The organism is Aurantimonas sp. E1-2-R+4 (assembly GCF_036549515.1).
Taxonomy (GTDB): Bacteria; Pseudomonadota; Alphaproteobacteria; order Rhizobiales; family Rhizobiaceae; genus Aurantimonas; species Aurantimonas coralicida_A.
In genome coordinates, this window is sequence record NZ_JAZHLK010000022.1 from 19,713 (window position 1) to 42,690 (window position 22,978).

General features: G+C 65.5%; 20 protein-coding genes. 13 read left to right on the forward strand and 7 right to left on the reverse strand.

Annotated elements, in window-relative coordinates:
• Positions 1–69: 69 nt before the first annotated feature.
• From rpoN to lptC, 4 genes are all read right to left on the reverse strand, one after another.
• Complete coding sequence (gene rpoN / locus VQ045_RS11645) at positions 70–1,581, reverse strand: RNA polymerase factor sigma-54 (protein ID WP_331830216.1); 1,512 nt, start codon at positions 1,579–1,581, stop codon at positions 70–72.
• Positions 1,582–1,757: 176 nt separating this feature from the next.
• Entirely contained in the window at positions 1,758–2,507 is a 750-nt protein-coding gene (gene lptB, locus VQ045_RS11650; protein ID WP_327623651.1) for an LPS export ABC transporter ATP-binding protein, read from the reverse strand.
• A gap of 125 nt (positions 2,508–2,632) precedes the next feature.
• Complete coding sequence (gene lptA / locus VQ045_RS11655; RefSeq protein WP_327623613.1) at positions 2,633–3,232, reverse strand: lipopolysaccharide transport periplasmic protein LptA; 600 nt, start codon at positions 3,230–3,232, stop codon at positions 2,633–2,635.
• A 3-nt stretch (positions 3,233–3,235) separates the two neighbouring features.
• Positions 3,236–3,952: an LPS export ABC transporter periplasmic protein LptC gene (gene lptC / locus VQ045_RS11660; RefSeq protein WP_331830242.1), complete on the reverse strand. Its 717-nt coding sequence runs from the start codon at positions 3,950–3,952 to the stop codon at positions 3,236–3,238.
• Positions 3,953–4,170: 218 nt separating this feature from the next.
• Here lptC and sppA point away from each other — a divergent pair, with 218 nt between their 5' ends.
• The 3 genes from sppA to VQ045_RS11675 all read left to right on the forward strand — a co-directional run bounded on the left by sppA (position 4,171) and on the right by VQ045_RS11675 (position 6,049).
• Complete coding sequence (sppA, locus tag VQ045_RS11665; RefSeq protein WP_331830217.1) at positions 4,171–5,154, forward strand: signal peptide peptidase SppA; 984 nt, start codon at positions 4,171–4,173, stop codon at positions 5,152–5,154.
• Between the two features lie 99 nt (positions 5,155–5,253).
• Complete coding sequence (locus tag VQ045_RS11670) at positions 5,254–5,535, forward strand: integration host factor subunit beta (protein WP_327623615.1); 282 nt, start codon at positions 5,254–5,256, stop codon at positions 5,533–5,535.
• Between the two features lie 130 nt (positions 5,536–5,665).
• Positions 5,666–6,049, forward strand: coding sequence for a LapA family protein (locus VQ045_RS11675; protein WP_331830218.1), 384 nt, complete (start codon positions 5,666–5,668; stop codon positions 6,047–6,049).
• A gap of 140 nt (positions 6,050–6,189) precedes the next feature.
• On the opposite strand, the gene VQ045_RS11680 is transcribed toward VQ045_RS11675, so the two are convergent.
• Complete coding sequence (locus tag VQ045_RS11680) at positions 6,190–6,666, reverse strand: SRPBCC family protein (RefSeq protein WP_331830219.1); 477 nt, start codon at positions 6,664–6,666, stop codon at positions 6,190–6,192.
• Between the two features lie 143 nt (positions 6,667–6,809).
• On the opposite strand from VQ045_RS11680, the gene VQ045_RS11685 reads away from it, so the two are divergent.
• The 5 genes from VQ045_RS11685 to VQ045_RS11705 all read left to right on the forward strand — a co-directional run bounded on the left by VQ045_RS11685 (position 6,810) and on the right by VQ045_RS11705 (position 11,379).
• Positions 6,810–7,913 (forward strand): class I SAM-dependent methyltransferase, encoded by a 1,104-nt coding sequence (locus tag VQ045_RS11685; protein ID WP_331830220.1) that lies wholly within the window; start codon positions 6,810–6,812, stop codon positions 7,911–7,913.
• Positions 7,906–8,784, forward strand: coding sequence for a TrmH family RNA methyltransferase (locus VQ045_RS11690; RefSeq protein WP_331830221.1), 879 nt, complete (start codon positions 7,906–7,908; stop codon positions 8,782–8,784). Before VQ045_RS11685 ends, VQ045_RS11690 begins: the two co-directional genes overlap by 8 nt.
• Positions 8,781–9,284, forward strand: a complete 504-nt coding sequence (gene lspA / locus VQ045_RS11695) for a signal peptidase II (RefSeq protein WP_442872849.1) — start codon at positions 8,781–8,783, stop codon at positions 9,282–9,284. The genes VQ045_RS11690 and lspA overlap by 4 nt, the downstream gene beginning before the upstream one ends.
• Before the next feature lie 48 nt (positions 9,285–9,332).
• Positions 9,333–10,325 carry an acrylyl-CoA reductase (NADPH) gene (gene acuI, locus VQ045_RS11700; protein ID WP_331830222.1) on the forward strand — a complete coding sequence of 331 codons (993 nt, stop codon included), beginning with the start codon at positions 9,333–9,335 and terminating at the stop codon, positions 10,323–10,325.
• Positions 10,326–10,452: 127 nt separating this feature from the next.
• Positions 10,453–11,379, forward strand: a complete 927-nt coding sequence (locus VQ045_RS11705) for a GNAT family N-acetyltransferase (protein WP_331830223.1) — start codon at positions 10,453–10,455, stop codon at positions 11,377–11,379.
• 19 nt (positions 11,380–11,398) lie between these two features.
• Here VQ045_RS11705 and VQ045_RS11710 read toward each other — a convergent pair whose 3' ends face one another.
• Both VQ045_RS11710 and VQ045_RS11715 read right to left on the reverse strand, forming a co-directional pair.
• Positions 11,399–11,680 (reverse strand): hypothetical protein, encoded by a 282-nt coding sequence (locus VQ045_RS11710; protein WP_331830224.1) that lies wholly within the window; start codon positions 11,678–11,680, stop codon positions 11,399–11,401.
• Positions 11,681–11,831: 151 nt separating this feature from the next.
• The gene (locus VQ045_RS11715) at positions 11,832–14,114 is read right to left on the reverse strand and encodes an NADP-dependent malic enzyme (RefSeq protein ID WP_331830225.1); all 2,283 of its coding nucleotides are present in this window, start codon (positions 14,112–14,114) and stop codon (positions 11,832–11,834) included.
• A gap of 146 nt (positions 14,115–14,260) precedes the next feature.
• Here VQ045_RS11715 and mutS point away from each other — a divergent pair, with 146 nt between their 5' ends.
• From mutS to murJ, 5 genes are all read left to right on the forward strand, one after another.
• Positions 14,261–16,960, forward strand: coding sequence for a DNA mismatch repair protein MutS (mutS, locus tag VQ045_RS11720; RefSeq protein ID WP_331830226.1), 2,700 nt, complete (start codon positions 14,261–14,263; stop codon positions 16,958–16,960).
• A 297-nt stretch (positions 16,961–17,257) separates the two neighbouring features.
• A complete protein-coding gene (locus tag VQ045_RS11725; RefSeq protein ID WP_327645172.1) occupies positions 17,258–17,632 on the forward strand; it encodes a hypothetical protein in 375 nt (124 codons plus the stop codon).
• 350 nt (positions 17,633–17,982) lie between these two features.
• The gene (locus VQ045_RS11730) at positions 17,983–18,285 is read left to right on the forward strand and encodes a hypothetical protein (protein ID WP_331830227.1); all 303 of its coding nucleotides are present in this window, start codon (positions 17,983–17,985) and stop codon (positions 18,283–18,285) included.
• A gap of 193 nt (positions 18,286–18,478) precedes the next feature.
• Positions 18,479–21,340, forward strand: coding sequence for a [protein-PII] uridylyltransferase (locus VQ045_RS11735; RefSeq protein WP_331830243.1), 2,862 nt, complete (start codon positions 18,479–18,481; stop codon positions 21,338–21,340).
• Entirely contained in the window at positions 21,337–22,947 is a 1,611-nt protein-coding gene (gene murJ / locus VQ045_RS11740) for a murein biosynthesis integral membrane protein MurJ (RefSeq protein ID WP_331830228.1), read from the forward strand. The genes VQ045_RS11735 and murJ overlap by 4 nt, the downstream gene beginning before the upstream one ends.
• Positions 22,948–22,978 lie beyond the last annotated feature (31 nt).

Consider the following 22,978-nt stretch of genomic DNA (forward strand, 5'->3'; position numbering starts at 1 on the left):
TCATGGCCCATCCCCCTTTCCGCAAAAGCCCGAGCATCTCTCTGGTCTGCGCTACCCCGTGGTCCCTCGTCAAGAGGCCAGCCGCCGCGCGTTCATCTCGCGCCGACGCTGGATCGACGACGGAATGCCGAGCGCCTCGCGGTATTTCGCGACGGTTCGCCGCGCCAGATCGACGCCTTCCTTGTGAAGGATGGCGGCAATGTCGTCGTCGGACATGACCTTGCCGGGACTTTCGGCGTCGACCAGCGCCCTGATTCGATGTTTGACCGTCTCGGCCGAATGGGCATCGCCACCATGCGCCGAGGCGATTGCCACGGTGAAGAAGAAGCGCATCTCGAACGTGCCGCGTGGCGTCGCGATGAATTTTGACGCGGTGACCCGACTGACGGTCGATTCATGCATTCCAATCGCTTCGGCGACCGCCATCAGCGTCATCGGCTTCAGCCCCTTAATTCCATGGGTCAAAAACCCGTCCTGGCGGCGCACGATCTCGCTCGCGACCTTGACGATCGTCTTGGCCCGCTGGTCGAGCGAGCGCACCAGCCAGTTGGCCGATTGCTGGCATTCGCCGATGAAGGCGCGATCGTCGTCCGAGAGGCAGCCGCCGCGCACGGTGCGCAGATAGGCGTTGTCGACGAGCACACGCGGCAACGCGTCCGGGTTGAGTTCGACCCGCCAGCCGCCATCCGGCGCTTCGGTGACGATGACGTCGGGAATGAGGGTCTCGAAACCCTCATGATCGAAGGCGTGTCCGGGCTTGGGATCGAGGCCGCGGATCTCGGCGAAGATATCCATCAGACCGGCATCGTCCTCGCCGGTGAGGCGTCTAAGCGCGGCGAAGTCGCGCCGGGCAAGCAGATCGAGATGGGCGAGAACGGTCCGCATGACCGGGTCGAACCGGCCCTGGCGTTGCAGCTGGAGCATCAGGCATTCGGCAAGATCGCGTGCGAACAGCCCGGGCGGCGTCGCTTCGCGCTGAAGGATCACGAGCGCCGCTTCGACGTCGGTCACCGCAACGCCGAGATCGGCGGCGAAACTCTCCGGGGTGATCCGCAAATAGCCGCACTCGTCGAGAAGCTCGATCATCGCCTCGCCGATCTTGCGCTCCAGGCCGGGCGCCAGCGCGTCGGCGACTTCACCGCGCGCGTGGGCGTGAAGGGACGGGCGGTTGTCCGCCAGGTCGTCGATGCCGAAATCGGAACCGGTCCCGATCAGGCGCGTCTCGCCGCGCAGGCTCGGGCCGGATTGCGCTGGCCTGTCGTCGCCGGCGTCATCGCGTCCTGAAAAGCCGCTCTCGAAGGCCGCGCCATCGCTCGCGGCGCCGGTCAAGCCGCCATGCTCCGGATCCTCGCCGACGGCCTTGTCCGTATCGGCCGGATGGCCGTCCGGGCTCTCGGGCGCGGGCTCGTCCGACGCGGCCGTATCGGCTTCCGCGATCAACGGATTGCGCTCCATCTCGGTCTCGACGAAGGCTTTCAGTTCGAGATGGCTGTATTGGAGCAGGCGAATCGATTGCAGCAGCTGGGGCGTCATCACCAGCGATTGCGTCTGCCGCAAGTGCAGTTTGGCGGAAAGAGCCATGAGACGCCGATATACTCACCTAGGTATGGGCTGCTGCCATGGCGCGATGTCCCAGCACCGCGCACGCGCCGCCCGGCACTTGCCCGCGAAAGCTGGACGGGCGGCAACCCTTGCCGCCTCATCAAAGCGGGTCGTCGCGTTCTTTGTCAATCGCCGCGTGGCGGCGCTGTCGCGGCTCAGAAGCTGAATTCGTTGCCGAGATAGAAGCGGCGCACATCGGCGTTGTCGACGATCTCCTGAGGCCGACCGTGCGTCAGGACGGCGCCGGCGTGCATGATATAGGCGCGGTCGATCAGCCCCAGCGTCTCGCGGACGTTGTGATCGGTGATCAGCACGCCGATACCGCGCTTGGTCAGGTGCCGGACCAGCCCCTGAATGTCCGAGACGGCGATGGGGTCGACACCGGCGAAGGGTTCGTCGAGCAGCATGAAGGTCGGCTTGGAGGCAAGCGCGCGCGCGATCTCGCAGCGTCGGCGCTCGCCGCCGGAGAGCGAGGTCGAGGCCTGCTTGCGCAAATGACTGATGTTGAATTCCTCGAGCAGCGCAGTGAGCTCGCGCTCGCGGACTGCGCGATCGGGCTCGACCACCTCCAGAACGGCGCGAATATTGTCCTCGACCGACAGGCCGCGGAAGATCGAGGCCTCTTGGGGAAGATAGCCGATCCCCAGCCGTGAGCGCCGATACATCGGGACGCTGGTGATGTCGTGGCCGTCGAGGACGATGCGGCCGGCGTCGACGGGAACGAGCCCGGTGATCATGTAGAAGCAGGTCGTCTTGCCGGCGCCGTTCGGGCCGAGCAGGCCAACGGCTTCGCCGCGGCGCACGCCGAGCCGCACGTCGTCGACGACGCGCCTGCCGCGGTAGGTCTTGGTCAGCCCCGTGGCATAGAGCGTCCCGACGGCGTCGTCGGGACGATCCTGACCCACCCCTTCTGGACCGGAAACGGCGTCGCCCTCGGCGGGCGAGCGGCGCCGAATCTGTGCCGACGTCCCGGATTCGGCGGTCGTTTGAAACTTCACGCGTTCGACCTCAATGGCTCTACCAATCGCTGCTACTGGTCCGGCGTCAGCATCATTCGTACCCGGCCGCCACTGCCGCCACTGTCGCCATCACCGCAATTCGTGCTTTCGAGGCGGGCGAGACCCGTCTGCATCTGGATTGTCAGCCGGCAGCCCTCGGCGACGTTCTGACCCTGCGACAGGACGACGTTTCCGGTCATCACGACCACTTCGCTTTTCATATCGAAGGTCGCCTGTTCGGCGGTCGCGACCTGATCGGCGGATTTCACATAGACCTTCTCGCTCGCCTCCAGTCGCTCGATCTGGCTGGAACCGCCCGGCAGCGCGCTGGTGCCCGTTTTTCCGCCGGACGCTCCCTCCTGCGCCTTGGTATAGGAAACCACAAGCTTGCCGGTCCTCAGTTCCGTCTCGCCCTGCGACACCTGGACATTGCCGGTGAAGGTGGCGACCGCCTTGTTGTCATCGACGTCGAGCTGGTTCGACTCGATCGAGATCGGTTGGTCGCCATTGATCTGGAGGCCGGTGAAACTCTCGCCGAGCCCCTGCTGCGCCGACACGGGCGCGGCGAAGATCAGGCTCGCGAACAGGGCGGCATACAAGGGAACCGCGCGGCCGAATTTTGACGATCGCATATCTTACTCGTTTCTCGAGGCTTGTTCTTGACTATCGGAGGACGGGCCCGGATTGAGAACCATTTTAACGCGCCCGCCGAAGGAAAAGACCTTGCCTCCCTCCGATACGGTGAGCGTGTCCGAGCGAATGGTCTGGGCCGGGGTATCGATCGCGACGGGTCCCTCGCCGTCCAGGGTTCCTTCGCCAAGATCGATGTCGGCCGCCGCCAGATTGATCGAGATGCCGCTCGTCGTCTCGACGGTGATCCCGTCGCGGAGCTGCAATCTCTGGTTGGTTTGATCGTAATTGCCCGATTCCGCCGTGATGTCGGCGGTTGTATCGTCATCGACGGAGACTGTGGCCTTCACCATTTCCAGATCGACACCGCCGCCGTTCAGTGACTGGATGGCGCGCTCGGCGACCAGATCGTAGGGCCGATTGCTGCTGTCGAGCCCCGACATGCGTGGCGCCTGCATCACCACCCGGCCGTCAGAGATCGAGGTGTCGGCGACGGAAACGTTGTCCGGCAGGCCGCGGGCCAGCCAGGTCACCGCGATTCCGAAGGCGACGATCAGCGCCGCGACCGCCGGCAGGCCGATCTTCAACACCCGCACGAGGCGCGAGTGCCGTCGTGCCCGCGCGAATTCCCGCTCGGTCCGCGTGCTCGCGCCGTGCCCGGTCGGCCTCGCCGGCGAGGCCATCAGCCTGGCTGCGCGCCTTCCGGTTGGGTTCGTGTCCACCGTCAATCGGGTCCTCTCCGTCCTGGCTCGGTCCATCGACGCCCGCGATGCGCCTTGTCCAGACTTACGGCGATCCGACAGCAATACGGGCTTTTTGCGTCGAAGCCAAAAACTTGCCGTAAATTCTTAACCTGAGGGAATGAACGTTTCGTGTGGCTTCACAGGACGCGCGGTTCCGGCTAACCCTCGCCGCAACGCGCAATCCTATGGAGCCGTCCATGTCCGCAACCGCCGAGGACCTGATCGATCGCCGTCGGCTGCGCCGCAAGCTGAGCTTCTGGCGCGTGGCGGCGGTGGTCGTCGTGGCGCTCGCCGCCCTCGCCGCCGCCGTTTTCTCCGGTTTTGACGGCGCCGCCACGTTTTCGTCGCGCGATCAGATCGCCAGAGTGGCGATCGAGGGCCTGATTACCGAAGACCTTGACCTTCTCGACCTTCTCGAAAAGGTCAAGGACGACGACGCGGTCAAGGCAGTGGTACTGCGGATCGATTCGCCGGGTGGAACGACCGTGGGCGGCGAGGCGCTCTACGAAGCGGTGCGCGCCATCGCCGCCGTCAAGCCGGTGGCCGCCGAGGTCGGAACGCTCGCCGCCTCGGCCGGCTACATGATCGCTTCCGGCGCCGATCACATCGTCGCCCGACGAACCTCCATCGTCGGCTCCATCGGGGTGATCTTCCAATATGTCGACGTCTCGGAACTGCTCGACACCATCGGCGTCGAGGTCAACGCGATCAAATCCTCCCCGATGAAGGCCGAGCCCTCGCCCTTCGCGCCCGCGCCGGAGGAGGCTAAGGCGATGATCCGCCGCCTGATCATGGACACCTACGAATGGTTCGTCGCGCTGGTCGCCGAACGGCGCGACATGAGTCTGGCCGAGGCGCGCGCCCTCGCCGACGGCTCGATCTTCACCGGCAGCCAGGGGCTCGAGCGCAAGCTGGTCGATGCGCTGGGCGGCGAAGCCGAGGTGCGGCGCTGGCTGGAGGATGATCGCGGTGTGACGAAGGGGCTCAAAATTGTCGACCGGGAACCCGAGACCGAAGGCTATGCGTCGCTTTTTACCGCCGCCAGGGCGATGCTCTTCGGCGCGTTCGGCCTCGATCCTCGCGCCGCCTCGCTCCAAACCGCCCTTTTGCGCAAGGTCGGCCACCTTGACGGCATGGTGTCGCTCTGGCAGCCTTTGGATGGGCGCGCGCCACTAAAGTGAAGTCGTGGAAATATTTGACGTTTCTCATTGCAAAACGGGACGCGCTGAGAGTTCGGCGGTCGGAAGCGACCGGGCCGGACACCAAGAGGGGAAAATCGCTTGATCAAGTCGGAACTCGTGCAGGCGATCGCCAGCCGCAACCCGCATCTCTACCAGCGCGACGTCGAGACGATCGTCAAGGCGATCTTCGACGAGATCACCGAGGCGCTGTGCGAGTCGAACCGGGTCGAATTGCGCGGCTTCGGAGCGTTCTCGGTGAAGAATCGCCCGCCCCGATCGGGGCGCAATCCGCGCACCGGCGAAGCGGTCGAGGTCGAGGAGAAATGGGTCCCGTTCTTCAAAGCCGGCAAGGAATTGCGCGAGCGCCTGAACGAGGAGTGAGGCAGGCGTCGACCGCGATACCCGTCCGAATGATTGACGCATCCGGTTCGGTGCCCATTTTCAAACGATGACAAGGCCCGCGGGTGCCGGTGCAGGGGCGCCGCAACTGACAGAGGTCCGAGGCGTAGGCATGATTTCGAAAATACTTTCATTGCTCATTCTGGTTCCTCTGGCCATCGTGCTGGTCGTCTTCAGCGTGGCCAACCGCGAGGCGATCCCGGTTTCACTCGATCCGATCGGCTCGATGCCGCAGCTCGCCTTCGAGGCGCCGCTGTTCATTCTTTTGATGGGGTCGGTGATCATCGGCGTCGTGCTGGGCGGGATCGGTACCTGGCTGACCCAGGCGCATTACCGGCGCAAGTCCTGGAAGCGCAAATACGAGGTGGAGAAGCTGCGGCGTGAAACCGAGGAGAACAAGGCGAAACTTCGCCAGCTCCAGGAAGAACGTGACCGCGCCTCCTACGGGCAGGCCGCCTCCAATTCGACGGCACTGACGACCTCACGGGCGGCGTAGTAGGAGCTGCGTCATACCAAACCTGCGGGTATGGGTGACCGAGCCGGCCCTAAGTCGCACTCTCGTCAAAAGGCCCGCCATGCAGCGGGCCTTTGCGTTCCAGATAGTCCGCGATCCTTCGCCGAGGCGCTTGCCGCGCCTCAGACGGATTCGGTCGTGCCTTCGGCCGTGGCCGTGCCGCCTGAGACCGTCTCGGCAAAACAATCGAAGAACTGTCCAGCGAGCTTCTTGGCTGTCGAATCGATCAACCGCCCGCCCAACTGGGCGATCTTGCCGCCGACCTGGGCCTTGACGTCATAGGTGAGGATGGTGTCCGCACCATCCTCGGCCAAGTGCACGTCGGCGCCCCCCTTGGCGAAGCCGGCGATGCCGCCCTTGCCTTCGCCGACGATCGAATAGCTTTCCGGCGCGTTGATATTCTCCAGACGAACCTCGCCCGAGAATTTTGCCTTGACCGGGCCGACCTTGGTGACGACCGTCGCCGCCATCTCGTTCTCGCCCGTCATTTCCAGGCTCTGGCAGCCGGGGATGCAGGCGCGAAGAACGTCCGGGTCGTTGAGCGCGGTCCAGACCTTCTCCCGTGGCGCCGACAGTCGATATTCGCCCTTCAGATCCATGTTGATCCTCCCTGTTTGGCGGGCGCGAGTTCTGGCGCCCGCAATATGTTGCTCGCGACTTGCTGCACGTTTTTGGTCGCTTTGCCAAGCTGCCACGGAACCGCTAAGGAGCGCTCTGATCCACAGTAGCAGGGAGTTTCGCCTTGGCGCGAACGCGGCGGCCGAACCACAAGACGGCCACGAAACCGGCTCGGACGGTGTCCCGCAAGCATGAGGCGGACCGGCCGGAGCGCGCGCGCCCGGGCGGCGACGAACAGCGCGGGGGCGGCCGACCCGGCCGACCGGTGGAGCCATCGACGCGGCTGACGCTATCCGAGCGAGTGGGCGCGCGTCCGAGCGAAGAAGGGCCGCTGATCCTCACCGTGGAGCCGACGGAAGATTACGCGCTGATCGATTCGGGCGGCGGCGAGAAGCTGGAGCGCTATGGCCCGCTGCTGGTTCGCCGGCCGGAAAACCAAGCGATCTGGCGGCCGCGGCTGAAGCCGGATGAGTGGCAGAGGGCCGACTCTGTCTTTACCGGCGACACCGACGAGGAGGGCACCGGCCGCTGGCGCTTTCCCCATGCGCCGCTCGGCGAGACCTGGCCGCTCGTTCATGACGGGTTGTCCTATCAGGGCCGGTTCACCTCCTTCCGTCATGTCGGCGTGTTTCCCGAGCAGGCGGCGCACTGGGCCTATGCCGAGGCCGCGATCCGCGCCGCCAGCCAAAAGACAAACAACCCGGTGCGCGTGCTCAATCTCTTCGGCTACACCGGCATCGCCTCGCTCATCGCCGCCCGCGCCGGGGCCGAGGTCACTCATGTCGACGCCTCCAAGAAGGCGGTTGGCTGGGCGCGGGAGAACCAGGAGATGGCCGGGCTCGGCGCGCGTCCGATCCGCTGGATCTGCGAGGACGCGATCCGCTATGTGGAGCGCGAGGTCAAACGCGGCAGCCGCTATGACGCGATCCTGCTCGACCCGCCGAAATTCGGCCGGGGTCCGAAAGGCGAAGTCTGGCAGCTCTTCGACGATCTGCCCTATTTGCTAGGTCTCGTCCGTGAACTCCTATCGGATCGTCCGCTGTTCGTGATCCTCACCGCCTATTCGATCCGCGCTTCGTTCTACGCCCTGTCGGCGCTCATGGGCGAAAGCTTTCGCGGGCTCGGCGGCAATCTGCAATCGGGCGAACTCGTCATCCGCGAGGCCGGCGACGAGCCGCGCCTCCTGTCGACGTCCCTCTTCTCGCGCTGGAGCGCCGACCATGTCTGATCGTCCACCACCGGCCTCGGGCGCCGAACCCCGGCCCCACTTCGCCCCGACGGGCGCGCCAGGCCGGGTCAAGGAGGTGTCCAGCATCTCCAACCCGATCATCAAGGATATTCGCGCGCTGGCGCAGAAGCGGCATCGCGACGAGACCGGTTTGTTCCTCGCCGAAGGCCTGAAGCTGGTGATCGACGCGCTCGACGCGGGTTGGGAAATCCAGACCCTGATCGTCGCAAAGGCCGAGATCGGCCAGGAACTGCTGGCGAAAACGGCGGCGCGGACCGTGTCGCTCGGCGCCGACCTCGTCGAGGCAAGCGCCAAGGTGCTGGAAGCCATCACCCGCCGCGACAATCCCCAGAACGCCGTTGGCGTCTTCCGCCGCCGGCTGACGCCGCTCGCCAAGCTCGATGTCACCGGCACCAACGTCTTGGTGGCACTTGACCGGGTCCGCGATCCCGGCAATCTCGGCACCGTGCTGCGCACCGCGGACGCGGCCGGCGCCTCCGGCGTCGTGTTGATCGGCGAGACCGTCGACCCGTTCTCGCTGGAAACCGTCCGCGCGACGATGGGCTCGATCTTCTCGGTTCCGCTGGCGCGGGCGAGCGAGACGGAATTCCTGGAATGGCGCAAGCGCTTCAAGGGCCTGGTCGCGGGCGCCCACATGGCGGGAGCGATCGACTACCGCAAACCCGATTACGGCGCCGGGGCGACGGTGCTGTTGATGGGCAACGAGCAGGCCGGCCTGACCGACCGGCTCACGGAGGCTTGCGACGTCCTGGTGCGGATTCCGCAGGCGGGGCGCGCCGACAGTTTGAATCTCGCGGTCGCCACCGGCGTGATGCTGTTCGAAGTGCGCCGGGGAGCGCTCAGCCTGTGATGCGCGCGTTCATCGGTTTCAACGTCATTCTCGTCGCAGTCGCGGTCATTGCCGACCAGGCGATCAAGGCGCTCGTCGTCGCCACGATGGATCTGGGCGAAGCGATCGAGGTCTTGCCCTTCCTCGCGCTCTATCACGCCCGCAACACCGGCATCGCCTTTTCGATGTTCGCGGGGTTCGGCGATGTCGGGCTGTCGCTTCTGTCCGGGCTCGTTCTGGCGGTGGTCCTTTATCTCTGGGTGAAGACGCCACCCGAGCGACGTCTCCTCCATCTCGGTCTGGCGATCATCGTCGGTGGCGCGATCGGCAACCTCATCGATCGGGTCCGGCTCGGCTATGTCGTCGATTACATTTATTTCCATACGCCGGTCTGGGATTTCGCCGTTTTCAACCTGGCCGACGCCTTCATCACCGTGGGCGCGGTCGTGATCCTCGTCGAGGAGTTCATTCTGGCGCCGCGGCGCGGGACGGTCGCCAAGGTCGGTGAACCCCGCGATTGACATCGCCGGTCCCCGCCCTCAGTCGAATATCAGAACGGGAGTGATGCAATGAGCGAGACGTTTCGGGCGATCCTGGTATCGCGGGACGAGCAGAAGAAGCAGTCGGTGAATGTCGTGGAGATGGCGCCGGACGATCTGATGGACGGCGACGTCGACGTCGCCGTCGAAGCGACGACGGTCAATTACAAGGATGGCCTCGCCATCACCGGCAAGGCGCCGATCGTGCGCCGCTGGCCGCTGATCCCCGGCATCGATCTGGCCGGAACCGTGATCCGTTCCACCCACGCCGACTGGAAGGAGGGCGACAAGGTCGTGCTCAATGGCTGGGGCGTCGGCGAGACCCATTACGGCGCCTATGCCGGCCGCGCCCGACTGAACGGCGACTGGCTGGTGCCGCTGCCCGAGCGCTTTTCGCCGAAGGACGCGATGGCGATTGGCACGGCCGGTTACACGGCGATGCTGTGCGTGCTGGCGCTGGAGAAGGCCGGAATGGGGCCGGATCGTGGGCCGGTGGTCATCACCGGCGCTTCCGGCGGGGTCGGCTCGGTCGCGACGGCAATCCTGTCGAAGCTCGGCTGGCATGTTATCGCCTCCACTGGCCGGCCGGACGAAGCCGGCTGGCTGACCGATCTCGGCGCTGCCGAAATCATCGATCGCGCCGAACTCTCCGAGCCCGGCAAACCGCTGGCCAAGGAGCGCTGGGCCGCGGGCGTCGACGCCGTCGGCAGCCACACGCTGGCGAACGTCCTGGCGGCGACTTCCTATGGCGGCGCCGTCGCATGTTGCGGGCTCGCCCAGGGTATGGACCTTCCGGCCTCGGTCGCCCCGTTCATTCTGCGCGGCGTCTCGCTGCTCGGCGTCGATTCGGTGATGGCGCCGAAACCGCGGCGGCTGGAGGCGTGGCGCCGGCTGTCGACTGATCTCGAACCGGAAAAGCTGCGGTCGATCGCGACGGAAATCACCTTCGACGGCATTCTCGATGCCGCCAAGGACATCGTCGAGGGCAAGATCCGCGGCCGCGTCGTCGTCGACATGACGTGAACCGACCCGCGTCCGGGACGTTGTTCGTCGCGGCCACTTGAGTGATAGTGGCGGCGGTACGGTCACAAATTCTTCGCTGTCGATCGCTATGGCACTGCAGCGCGGAGTTGGCCGGACGGAGGATGCGATGATCGGACAGGGCACGAGGCAGGCGCCACTGATCGGCGCGGGATTGACGGCACCGGATCCTGGCGCCGCCGGTCTGGCTACGGTTCCCGCGAGGTTGCGCCACCTGACCCGGCGGTTCGATCCGATGTCGCCCGTTCTCGGGCGGATCGGGCAGCTCGAGGTCCGCCTGGCGCGCCGGCCGGCCGAGGTCAGGGCGTCGCAGAAGCTGCGCTATCACGTCTTCTACGAGGAAATGAGCGCCCAGCCGTCAAAGTTGCAGAAAATGACCCGCCGGGACCGGGACGGCTACGACCGCTATTGCGACCACCTTCTGGTGCTCGATCACACCCGGGGCGGCGGGATCCCGAACCGCATCGTCGGCACTTACCGGATGTTGCGCGGCGAGATGGCAACTCTCGCCGGGGGCTTCTACACCGCCCAGGAATTCGACATTGCGCCCATGCTTGCCAGGCATGAAGGCACCCGGTTTCTGGAACTCGGGCGCTCCTGCGTCCTCAAGGAATATCGCGGCAAGCGCACCGTCGAACTGCTCTGGCAGGGGATATGGAGCTACGTGCTCGGCCACGACATCGACGTGTTGTTCGGCTGCGCCTCGCTGGCGGGCACCGATCCCGAGGCGCTGGCCGTGCCGCTGGCCTTCCTGAGACAGAACGCGCCGGCGCCGGCGGAATGGCGGGTGCGTGCCCATGCCAAGGTAGGAATTTTCCCACCGGAATCCGCTGACGCGGTCGATGCGCGCAGGGCGCTAGCGGCGCTGCCCCCGCTGCTCAAGGGTTATTTGCGGCTGGGCGGCTATATCGGCGAAGGCGCGGTCGTCGACCATCAGTTCGGCACGACCGACGTTCTCGTCGTGCTGCCGCGGGCCAACATCAACCCGCGCTATATTGGTCATTACGGCGCTGACGCCAGCCGCTTCGCCGCCTGAAGAGCGCGCGTGGCCTGATCTACTGGCCGATCCGCACGATGCTGCGGGTCTTCAAATCGACCAGCACCGGTTCGCCATTGTAGTAGAAATAGGCGAGCGTGGAATTGCCGTCGACCTGTTGCAGCGCAATCGTATCCGGCACGGAATCGCCGAGTTGCGGCGCCGTCGGCAATCGTGCGTTGTCGCTCGGATGTTCAGCGGCGTATTGCAGGACGATGACATTCTCGTCGGTGCCTTGGCCGGCCGCCAGACTGGTCAGCGCGAGTGTCGACAGGGCGAGGATAAGGGCGGTTCTCAGCATGGGGAACTTTCTCGGGCGATCGTCCGCCTCGAGCGAAGGCGGCAGCTTGTCGATATTGGCACAGCACCGATGAACGGAAGCTGACGAACCTGACATGGTTCCTCGCGGTCGCGACGGCAATGTCGCGATCGCCATTACATCTGTTCGCGCGTCAATCGATGGCCTCATAGGCGGCAATGGCCGCCATATTGACGAGCTCGGAATCCTTGGCTCCCAGCGCGACGATCTGCACCGGCTTTTCCAGCCCGACCAGCAGCGGCCCGACGACGGTCGAGCCGCCCAGTTCCTGCAGCATCTTGGTGGCGATCGAGGCGGAATGAAAGGCCGGCATCACCAGGACGTTGGCAGGGCCTGAAAGCCGGCAGAACGGGTACTGCTCCATGATCTCGGCGTTGAGCGCCACGTCGGCGTTCATTTCGCCGTCATACTCGAAATCGACGTTCAGCCCATCGAGGATGCGGACCGCCTCCTGCACCTTCTGCGCCCGCTCGCCCGGCGGGTTGCCGAAAGTCGAGTAGGCCAGCATGGCGACGCGCGGCTCGTAGCCGAGCTTGCGGGCCATCGCCGCCGCCTCGGTCGCGATGTCGGCGAGTTCCTGCGCGTTCGGCATGTCATGCACCGCGGTGTCGGCGACCAGAACTGTCCGGCCCCGACACAGCACGACCGAGACGCCGATCATCGTGTGGCCCGGCTTGACGTCGAGCACCCGGCCGACGTCCTGCAGAACCGTCTGGTAGTTGCGTGTAACGCCCGACACCATGGCGTCGGCGTCGCCCATGGCGACCATGGCGCTGGCGAAGAGATTGCGGTCGTTGCGCATCATCCGGACGCAGTCGCGGTGAAGGTAGCCCTTGCGCTGGAGGCGGGAGTAGAGCAGCTGGGTATAGTCGTCGACCCGGTTGGAAAGCCGCGCATTGACCAGCTCGAGGCCGGGACGGTCGAGATCGATGCCGGCCTCGCGCGCGGTCTCGCGCATCTCCGCATCGCGCCCGAGCAGAATGGCGGTGCCCAGATTCTGGTTCACATAGGCGACGGCCGCCCGCATCACCTGCGGCTCCTCACCCTCGGCGAAGACCACGCGCTTGGGATCGCGCCGCACGCCGTCGAAGATGCGCTGCAGCGTCGAGGCGATCGGGTCGCGCCGCGAGCGCAGCTCTCTGTCATAGGCGTCGAAATCGGTGATCGCGCGGCGCGCGACGCCGGTGTCCATCGCCGCCTTGGCCACCGCCCGCGGGATCGCCGAGATCAGGCGGGGATCGAACGGGACCGGGATGATGTAGTCCGGGCCGAATTGCGGGCGCTGGCCACGATAGGCCGCGACCACGTCGTCGGGCACGTCCTCGCGGGCGAGAGCGGCAAGCGCTTCGGCGGCGGCGACCTTCATCGCCTCGTTGATTGTCGTCGCGCGCACGTCCAGCGCGCCGCGGAAGATATAGGGAAAGCCGAGGACGTTGTTGACCTGGTTGGGATAGTCCGAACGCCCGGTCGCCATGATCGCGTCGGTGCGGATGTCCGCGACTTCCTCGGGCGTGATCTCCGGATCGGGGTTGGCCATCGCGAAGATGATCGGATTCTTCGCCATCGAAGCGATCATGTCGGGGGTGAACGCGCCCTTGGCCGACAGACCGAAAACGACATCGGCGCCGTCCATGGCGTCAGCCAGGGTCCGCCGGTCGGTGTCGACGGCGTGGGCGGACTTCCATTGGTTCATGCCGGCCTCGCGGCCGCGATAGATGACCCCCTTGGTATCGCAGACGATGACGTTCTCAGGCGAAATGCCCATCGCCTTCATGAGGTCGATACAGGCGATCGAGGCGGCGCCGGCGCCGTTGACGACCAGCTTCGTCGAGGCGAGGTCGCGGCCGGTGAGGTGCAGCGCGTTGATCAGCCCCGCCATGGCGATGATCGCCGTGCCGTGCTGGTCGTCGTGGAACACCGGAATGTCCATCGCCGCGCGTAGCCGCTCCTCGATGATGAAGCAGTCGGGCGCCTTGATGTCCTCCAGATTGATGCCGCCGAAGGACGGGCCGAGCAGGCGCACGCAATTGACAAATTCGTCGACATTCTCGGTGTCGATCTCCAGGTCAATGGAATCGACGTCGGCGAAGCGCTTGAACAGCACGGCCTTGCCCTCCATCACCGGCTTGGAAGCCAGCGCGCCTAGATTGCCGAGCCCGAGGATCGCCGTTCCGTTGGAGATGACGGCCACCATGTTGCCGCGCGCGGTGTAGTCGAAGGCCTTGTCCGGATCTTCCGCGATGGCGCGCACCGGCACGGCGACGCCGGGCGAATAGGCGAGCGACAGGTCGCGCTGGGTCGCCATCGGCTTGGTAGCGTTGATCTCCAACTTGCCCGGCCGCCCGGAGGAATGAAAATCCAGAGCCTCGGCGTCCGAGACGGACGGCCTGCTGTGACCTGTTGTGCGCTGATCCATGCTTCCCCCTGTAATTGTCTCCACCTCCCCTTCCATCGCGATAGCCACGCAGCTAAGCGGAGAGGAGCTTGTATGGTTGGCCGCGTTCGTCGGCGTTCCGCACGACCGGGCGGCCCCAGTTTGAACGAAAGAGACCGATCCGCGCAATGACGGCCGACAAGGACGCCGCCCCCACGCCGATGATGGCGCAATATATCGAGATCAAGGCGGCCAATCCGGACTGCCTGCTGTTCTATCGCATGGGCGATTTCTACGAGCTGTTCTTCGATGACGCGGCCGAGGCGTCGCGAACGCTTGGCATCGCCCTGACCAAGCGGGGCAAGCACCTCGGCGAGGACATCCCGATGGCCGGCGTGCCGGTGGTCTCGGCCGATGACTATCTGCAGAAGCTGATCGCCTTCGGCCATCGGGTCGCGGTCTGCGAGCAGATCGAGGACCCCGCCGAAGCGCGCAAGCGCGGCGCCAAATCGGTGGTGAAGCGCGACGTGGTCCGCCTGGTGACGCCGGGGACGATCACCGAGGAGGCGCTGCTCGAGCCAGGGCGCCCGAATTATCTGATGGCGCTGGCGCGGTTGGGAGGCTCCGGCCCAAATGCGGCCTTCGCCCTGGCCTGGACGGATCTGTCGACCGGCACCTTCCGCCTCGCGGAAACCGACATCGGGCGCTTGGCCACCGATATCGCCGCGCTCGAGCCGAGCGAAATTGTCGTCGCCGAGCCGGTGTTCCATGACGAGACGCTGCAGCCATTGCTGCGCCGGTATGGCCGCGCCGCGCGGCCCGAGCCGCAGGCGCTGTTCGACGGCGCGACCGCCGAGGAGCGGGTCTGCCGCTTCTACGGTGTGGCGACGCTGTCCGGTTTCGGTGGTTTCTCGCGGGTCGAACTTGCTGCCGCCGCCGCGCTGATCGCCTATCTCGGCAAGACCCAGATGGCGGCGCGCCCCGCCCTGCAGCGGCCCGAGCGGGTGGTCGCCGGCTCGCTCATGCAGATCGATCCGGCGACCCGCGCCTCGCTGGAATTGACCCGGACAATGTCGGGCAAGCGGCAGGGCAGCCTGCTGTCGACCATCGACCGGACCGTGACCGGCGCGGGCGCCCGGCTTTTGGCCGGCCGGCTCGCCGCCCCGCTGACCGACCCGGCGGCGATCCGGGCCCGGCAGGCGTCGGTCCGCACTTTCGTCGAGGATATGTCGAACCGCCAGCGCTTGCGCGCGGCGCTCACGGGTCTGCCGGACACCGAGCGGGCGCTGTCGCGGTTGTCGCTCGGCCGTGGCGGTCCGCGCGACCTCGCGGCGATCCGCGACGGCCTGGAGGCGAGCTTCGGCATCGCCGCTGTCGCCGATGCCGAGATGCCGGACGAACTGCGCCATGCGGTCACGGCGCTCGCCGCGTTGCCCCAATCCTTGCATGAGGCGCTGTCGGATACGCTCGCCGACGCAGTGCCTTTGATGAAGCGCGACGGCGGCTTCGTCCGCGACGGCGCGATACCGGCGCTGGACGAGGCGCGGACGCTACGCGAGAATTCGCGGCGGGTGATCGCCGAACTGCAGGGCCGCTACGCCGCCGAGACCGGGGTGCGGAATCTGCGCATCAAGCACAACAACGTGCTTGGATATTTCGTTGAGGTCGGCGAGGGGCAGGCCAAGGCGCTGGCCGGGGAAGACGGCGAGACGCGCTTCATCCATCGCCAGACCATGGCGTCGGCGATGCGGTTCATCACCACCGAACTCGGCGAGTTGGAAACGAGGATCGCCGGCGCCGCGGCCGAAGCGCTCAAGATCGAGCTCGAGGCCTTCGAGCGCCTGGTCGCCGCCGTCGGTGAGGCGGCGGAGGCACTGCAGCGGGGCGCCGAGGCGCTGGCGGTGCTCGATGTGTCGACCGCCCTGGCCGAACTCGCCGTCGCCGAGGAGTGGACGCCGCCGCTTGTCGACGACAGCCTTGCCTTCACCGTGGAGGGCGGCCGCCACCCGGTGGTCGAAGCGGCGCTGAAGGCGGGGTCGGGCGAGCCGTTCGTTTCCAACGACTGCGACCTGTCGCCGCCTGGGACCGGGCAGGAGGGGGCAGGATCGATCTGGCTGCTCACTGGCCCGAATATGGGCGGAAAATCCACCTTTCTGCGCCAGAACGCCCTGATCGCTGTTCTGGCCCAGATGGGGTCCTACGTGCCGGCCGCGCGAGCGCATGTCGGCGTCGTCGATCGCCTGTTCAGCCGCGTCGGCGCGTCGGATGACCTCGCCGAGGGACGCTCGACCTTCATGGTCGAGATGGTCGAAACCGCCGCGATCCTCAACCAGGCGGGCGAGCGGGCGCTGGTCATCCTCGACGAGATCGGCCGTGGCACGGCGACCTACGACGGCTTGTCGATCGCCTTTGCCGCGGTCGAGCACCTGCATGAGGTCAACCGCTGCCGGGCGCTGTTCGCCACTCACTTCCACGAGATGACGGCGCTCGCCGCCCGGCTTTCCCGCATGCGCAACGCGACGATGCGGGTGAAGGAGTGGGAGGGCGAGGTCATATTCCTGCATGAGGTCACGGCCGGCGTCGCGGATCGGTCCTACGGCATTCAGGTCGCCAAGTTGGCCGGCCTTCCTCCCATGGCCGTCGAGCGCGCCCGGCAGGTGCTGGCCGAACTCGAACGCGGCGAGCAGGGCGAGAAGCGGACCGCCTTCGTCGACGACCTGCCGCTATTCTCGGCGGTCGCACGGCGCGCCGAAACGCATCCTCACGAGCCTGAGCCAGACCACGCGCTTCGCGACGCGCTCGCGGCGCTCGACCCCGACAGCCTGTCGCCGCGCGATGCGCTCGAAGCGCTTTACCGGTTGAGCGCGCTCGCTCGCCCTTCACGCTGACACGCGCCAGCCCGATCCCGTTTGACGGGTGACGGTGCGCATCCGCCAGAATGCGATCCGCGCTGTTCCCTCGGCGCAACGACCGGGCAAGTAGTTCGCATCACATTTTGTTGAATTTATAGCCGGCTAAAAACTACGGAACCGGGAAGGCGGGCGACCGTTTGGCAATGGACGAGATTAACGATCTCTAAACGGGCGGTAGCAGAGACCTAAGCATTCTGTCGCCGCAAGTATGAAAGGATTTATATTATGAAGAATGCACCTATTTTTTCCGCTGCTATCATCGGCGCCTCAATCTTGACCGTTTCTGCATACGCTCAGGACGCCGCACCGAAAATTCCGGGGTCGGAGACCATCATCGAGGAGAACGAGGCGGCGACTCGCGATGCGGTTGCTGACAACCCCGGTGCGGCGACCGGTGCGGCCGAAGCGGACGCGACCACCGAGACACTGGTCCCGGGCAGCGAGGCTCAGATCCAGCTGAACGAAGCTACTGAGCGCGACGCGGTTGCAGCCGGTACGAAAGCCGAGACCACCGGGGAGACGGCTGCCGACGGCACGCTCCTCGTCCCGGGTTCGGGCGCGACGATGAGCACGTCGGAAGCCGAGGCCAAGGTGACCACGACCGAGGATGTGCTGCAGGACGAGGCTTCGACCGACGCCGTGAAGTAACCGGGAATCGCTGCGTAGCCCAAAACGGCCACGCGCGCATGTGAGAAAGGGTCGTCCTGACGGGCGGCCCTTTTTTTATGGCCGGGTGGGCGCCGCCGGGGCCATCGATCGCGGCCCCGAGAAGAAATTCCAAACTGCACCCCGCAATGGATTATGTCGATTGTCCACAAATCCGCGTCTCACGGAGCGATCACTTCGTTTTGACACGGTAATTTCGGACGGACTGTTCAACAGATATGTATTTCATCCCGATAGATCATCATTAGCTGGTGTTCACCGGCGTCGACGGCCCAAGCAATCCAATGCAACCGGGCCACCTCGCCCCAAAACGAAATAAATGGAATTATGATATGAAGAACATCCTTGCTATTTCCGTCGCTGTTGCCGCTCTTGCCGGTGTTCTGCCTGCCGCGGCCCAGTCGCTCGTGCCGGGCTCCGACTTCTACATCCAGCAGCAGCAGGAAGCGCAGCGCCAGTCCGTCGTCGACGGCTCCGTCTCCCTCGCGCCGTCGGCGTCTGGCGACGCGCGCGCCTTCGGCTACGTATCCGAGCGTTCCGCGCCGTCCGTGGACGCGCGTTCGGTCATCGTTCCAGGTTCGGACTTCGAGCTTCGTCAGGCGGACGAGTTCGAGCGCCGACAGGTTCGCCGCTAATCCGGAAATGCGATTGCTGCACCCGCGTGCAGCGTCGGGGCCAAGGGTCATCCGCTTCCGCGGGTGGCCCTTTTTTTGTTCAGGAGCGATGCCTTGGTGGTGCGGAAGCCATGGTGAGTTTTCTCGCAAGGGGTCTGCGAATGGGTTATAGCCTTCGCCGCGAAGCGAATAAGCAGCAGGACCGCATATGACCATGCTCGAGGCCAGCCCCGCCCAGCCGAGCCTCCTGCCGTTCGTCGAGACCGGCGAGCAGGTCCAGCTGGACGGCATCCTCGACGTCGAGATGCTGCGATCGGGGCTCGCGTCGATCGCCGAAAAGGACTCTTCCGGCGGCGCTTCGACGGCGGCGCGGGCCGAAGTTCTGGCGCTGCTCAAGGATACCATCCGCCACGGTCGGACGATGATCGAGGAGATGCTGTTCGAAGATGGCGGCGGCCTCTTGTGCGCCCAGCGGCTCGCCTCGTTGCAGGACGCGGTGATCCGGGAAATCCACGATTTCGCTCTGCGCTACGTCTTTCCCTCGGCGAACCTGTCCTCCGGCGAGCGCATGGCGATTCTGGCGGTCGGCGGTTACGGCCGCGGCACGCTCGCGCCCGGATCCGACGTCGATCTGTTGTTTCTCCTGCCCTACAAGCAGACCGCGCTCGGCGAGCAGGTGGCCGAATATCTGCTCTATCTGTTGTGGGATCTCGGCTTCAAGGTCGGGCACGCCACCCGCACGGTCGATGAATGCATCCGGCTAGCCCGCTCCGACTTCACCATCCGGACCTCGATCCTGGAACGCTGGCTGATCGCCGGCGCCGAGGAATTGCTGATCGAACTCGGCCAGCGCTTCGAGGCCGAAATCGTCGAGGGGACCAGCGAGGAGTTCATCGCCGCCAAGCTCGGTGAGCGCTCCGTCCGTCACGCCAAGACCGGCAACACCCGCTATCTGGTCGAGCCGAACATCAAGGAAGGCAAGGGCGGCCTGCGCGATCTCAACACCCTGTTCTGGATCGCCAAATATCACTACCGGGTGAACTCCACCGAAGCGCTCGTCGAGGCCGGGGTGTTCTCGCGGCGCGAGGGGCGGCTGTTCCATAAGGCCGAGGATTTCCTCTGGGCGGTGCGCTGCCACATGCATTTCGTCACCGGCAAGGCGGAAGAACGGCTCTCCTTCGACCTGCAGCCGGAGATCGCCGCGCGCCTCGGCTACAATTCCCATCCGGGGTTGAAGGATGTCGAGCGCTTCATGAAGCACTACTTCCTGATCGCCAAGGACGTCGGCGATCTGACGCGCATCTTCTGCGCTGCGCTGGAGGAGCAGCACGCCAAGACCGCCCCAGGCCTCCGAGGCTTCGTGCGCAGCTTGCGCAACAGGGCCAAGAAAATCCCCGGCACGCTCGCCTTTCATATCGACAACAACCGCATCAACGTCACCGGGCCGAACGTCTTCCGCGACGACCCGGTGAATCTGATACGGATCTTCCGGCTCGCGGCACTGCATGAGCTGGAATACCACCCGGACGCGCTGAAACTGATCCGCCGGTCGATCCGGCTGGTCAACGCCGATCTGCGGGAGGATCGGGATGCCAACAGCCTGTTCCTCGACGTCCTCACCGACCCGATCGATCCGGAGCTGCATCTGCGCCGCATGAACGAGGTCGGTGTGCTCGGCCGGTTCATCCCCGACTTCGGCAAGATCGTCGCGATGATGCAGTTCAATATGTACCACCACTACACGGTGGACGAGCATCTTCTGCGCTCGATCGCCACACTGTCGCGGATGGAGCGCGGGGAACTCGCCGACGAAGTGCCGATGTCCACGGGGTTCATGCGGACGCCGAAAGACCGCACCCCGCTCTACGTGGCATTGCTTCTCCATGATGTCGCCAAGGGACGGCCTGAAGATCACTCGGTCGCCGGCGCCAGGATCGCCCGCGAATTATGCCCGCGCCTCGGCCTCGACGAGCGCGAGACGGATCTCGTCGCCTGGCTGATCGAGGACCATCTGGTGATGTCGATGACGGCGCAGCAGCGCGATCTCAACGACCGCAAGACGATCCTCGACTTCGCCGAACGGGTGCGCACGCTCGACCGGTTGAAGCTGTTGACCGTGCTGACGGTCTGCGACATCCGCGCGGTCGGTCCCGGCGTCTGGAACGGCTGGAAGGGTCAGCTCTTGCGGACGCTCTACATGGAGACCGAACCGACGCTGACCGGCGGCTTCACCCAGTCGTCGCGGGGTGAGCGGATCGCTCTCGCGCGCGCGGTTTTGGCCGAGCGGCTGGCGGCCTGGCCCGCCCTCGAGCGACAGGTCTATCTCGATCTGCACTATCCCAATTATTTCCTCACCGCCCCGCTCGAGGATCAGGTCCGCCACGCCGAGTTCATTCGGACCGCCAAGGCCGACCAGCCGCTTGCCACCAGCGTGCGGACCGACAAGTTCCACGAGGTGACCGAGATCATGGTGCTCGCGCCGGATCATCCGCGGCTGTTGTCGCTGCTGGCGGGCGCCTGTGCCGGGGCCGGGGCCAACATCGCCGACGCGCAGATCTTCACCATGTCCGACGGTCGCGCGCTGGACGTCATGGTGCTCAACCGCGAATTCGTGTCCGACGAGGACGAGGTCCGCCGTGCCCAGCGTATCTGCGACAACATCGCCAAGCTGCTGCAGGGGAGCGAGATGCCAGCGAACCTCATCGCGCAGCGCAAACCCTTGCGCAAGACGACGCTGTTTCCGGTCAAGCCACGGGTCAGCGTCGACAACGATCTGTCGAACCAGTTCAGCGTCATCGAGGTCGAGGGGCTGGATCGTCCGGGCCTTCTGTCGGACGTTACCGGCGCGATTTCCGACCTCAATCTGGACATTCGCTCGGCCCATATCTCGACCTATGGCGAAAAGGTCGTCGACGTCTTCTACGTCACCGATCTGATCGGCACCAAGATCACCAGTGAGACGCGGATCGAGCGTATCGAGGCGCGCCTGACGCGCGTTCTGGAAAGCTCCGAGGGCGAAATGTCCTCGTCCGTCGTCATGTCATCCCCTCGCGCATTCGGCATACCCCATCGATGAGCCTGCTTTCCAAGTTTGCAACGGTCGGCGGGGCGACGCTCGTCTCCCGCATTTTCGGCTTTGGCCGCGAGATGATGATGGCCTCCGCCCTCGGCGTCGGCCCGGTGGCGGATGCGTTCAACCTCGCCTTCCGCTTTCCGAACCTGTTTCGCCGGCTGTTCGCCGAGGGCGCCTTCAACGCCGCCTTCATTCCGCTATTCGCGCGGTCTTTGGAGGAGGAAGGCGAGGAGGGCGCCCGGGGCTTCGCCAACGAAGTGTTCTCGACGCTGTTCACGATCCTTGTGGGTGTGACCGTGCTGGCGATGATCTTCATGCCATTCCTGGTCAAGACGATCATCGCGCCGGGTCTCGCGGTCTGCATCGACGACCCGGCGGCCGGCGGCAACGTCATCTCCTGCGCCGCGCGCTACGACATCACCGTCACCTTCTCGCGCATCATGTTTCCCTATCTCGCCTGCATGTCGCTGATGGCGATGGTGTCCGGCATCCTCAACGCCTTTCGCCGCTTCTTTGCCGCGGCGGTGGCGCCGACGCTGTTGAACTTCATCCTGATCGGCGTCCTTGGCTGGGCGCTCTGGGATGGCGCCGACAAGGCGACGATCGGCTTCCTGATGAGCTGGGGCGTGTTGATCGCCGGATTCGCCCAGCTCGCCATGGTGGTCGTGGCCATGCGCATGGCCGGCTTCAGCGTCGCGCTGCGGTGGCCGCGTTGGACCAAGCGGTTGAAGCGGCTTCTGGTTCTGGCCGGCCCGGCCGCGCTGATCGGCGGCATCACCCAGATCAATCTGTTCGTCGGCCAGGCGATCGCCTCCTTCAAGCCAGGCGCCGTCTCCACCCTGCAATACGCCGACCGGCCCTATCAATTGCCGCTTGGCATGGTCGGTATCGCGATCGGCGTCGTGCTCCTGCCGGAGCTGGCGCGGGCGCTCAAGGCGGGACGGCTGCGGGAAGCCCAGCACACCCAGAACCGTAGCCTGGAATTCGCGCTGTTCCTGACGCTGCCGGCCGCCGTCGCCCTGTTCATCATTCCCGAGCCGATCATCCGCGTCCTCTACGAGCGCGGCGCCTTCGACGCGGCTGCGACCCCGGCCGTCGCGGCGGTTCTCGGGCTTTATGCCCTCGGCCTGCCGGCCTTCGTCATGGCGAAGGTATTCACGCCCGGCTATTTCGCCCGCGAGGACACGCGGACGCCGATGATCGCGACGCTGATTTCGGCCGGCGCCAATATCGTCCTGTCGCTCGTCCTGTTCTGGTTGATCGCGGAACGCGGCATTGCTCTGGCCACCACCATCGCCGGCTGGCTGAATGCCGGTCTGCTTTTCGCCGGGCTGTATCGAAAGGGATTGTGGGAGATCGATCGCGAACTGGTGAAGCGCTCAGCTCTGGTGGTTCTATCATCGCTGTTGATGGGGGCCGTGCTCGTCCTGGAGATGATCGAACTCGGCGACTGGCTGCGGCCGCAATCCCCCGTCACCACGCAGGCCTTCGCGATCGTTATTCTCGTGTCGTCGGCCATGGCGATCTATTTCGCGCTGGCGCTGGCCACCGGCGCGGCGGATCGCAAGCTGTTTCTGGCGGTACTGAAGCGCAAGAAGCCGCAGATTTGAACGGCGCCGCGGCGTTGCCTGAGACGACCGG

Coding starts and splice junctions, on each gene's coding strand:
- murJ (WP_331830228.1), top strand. CDS start 21,337: ATGAGCCTGCTTTCCAAGTTTGCAACGGTCGGCGGGGCGACGCTCGTC.
- VQ045_RS11705 (WP_331830223.1), top strand. CDS start 10,453: ATGATCGGACAGGGCACGAGGCAGGCGCCACTGATCGGCGCGGGATTG.
- VQ045_RS11715 (WP_331830225.1), bottom strand. CDS start 14,114: ATGGATCAGCGCACAACAGGTCACAGCAGGCCGTCCGTCTCGGACGCC.
- VQ045_RS11690 (WP_331830221.1), top strand. CDS start 7,906: ATGTCTGATCGTCCACCACCGGCCTCGGGCGCCGAACCCCGGCCCCAC.
- mutS (WP_331830226.1), top strand. CDS start 14,261: ATGACGGCCGACAAGGACGCCGCCCCCACGCCGATGATGGCGCAATAT.
- VQ045_RS11680 (WP_331830219.1), bottom strand. CDS start 6,666: ATGGATCTGAAGGGCGAATATCGACTGTCGGCGCCACGGGAGAAGGTC.
- rpoN (WP_331830216.1), bottom strand. CDS start 1,581: ATGGCTCTTTCCGCCAAACTGCACTTGCGGCAGACGCAATCGCTGGTG.
- VQ045_RS11710 (WP_331830224.1), bottom strand. CDS start 11,680: ATGCTGAGAACCGCCCTTATCCTCGCCCTGTCGACACTCGCGCTGACC.
- acuI (WP_331830222.1), top strand. CDS start 9,333: ATGAGCGAGACGTTTCGGGCGATCCTGGTATCGCGGGACGAGCAGAAG.
- lptA (WP_327623613.1), bottom strand. CDS start 3,232: ATGCGATCGTCAAAATTCGGCCGCGCGGTTCCCTTGTATGCCGCCCTG.
- VQ045_RS11735 (WP_331830243.1), top strand. CDS start 18,479: ATGCTCGAGGCCAGCCCCGCCCAGCCGAGCCTCCTGCCGTTCGTCGAG.
- VQ045_RS11730 (WP_331830227.1), top strand. CDS start 17,983: ATGAAGAACATCCTTGCTATTTCCGTCGCTGTTGCCGCTCTTGCCGGT.
- sppA (WP_331830217.1), top strand. CDS start 4,171: ATGTCCGCAACCGCCGAGGACCTGATCGATCGCCGTCGGCTGCGCCGC.
- VQ045_RS11675 (WP_331830218.1), top strand. CDS start 5,666: ATGATTTCGAAAATACTTTCATTGCTCATTCTGGTTCCTCTGGCCATC.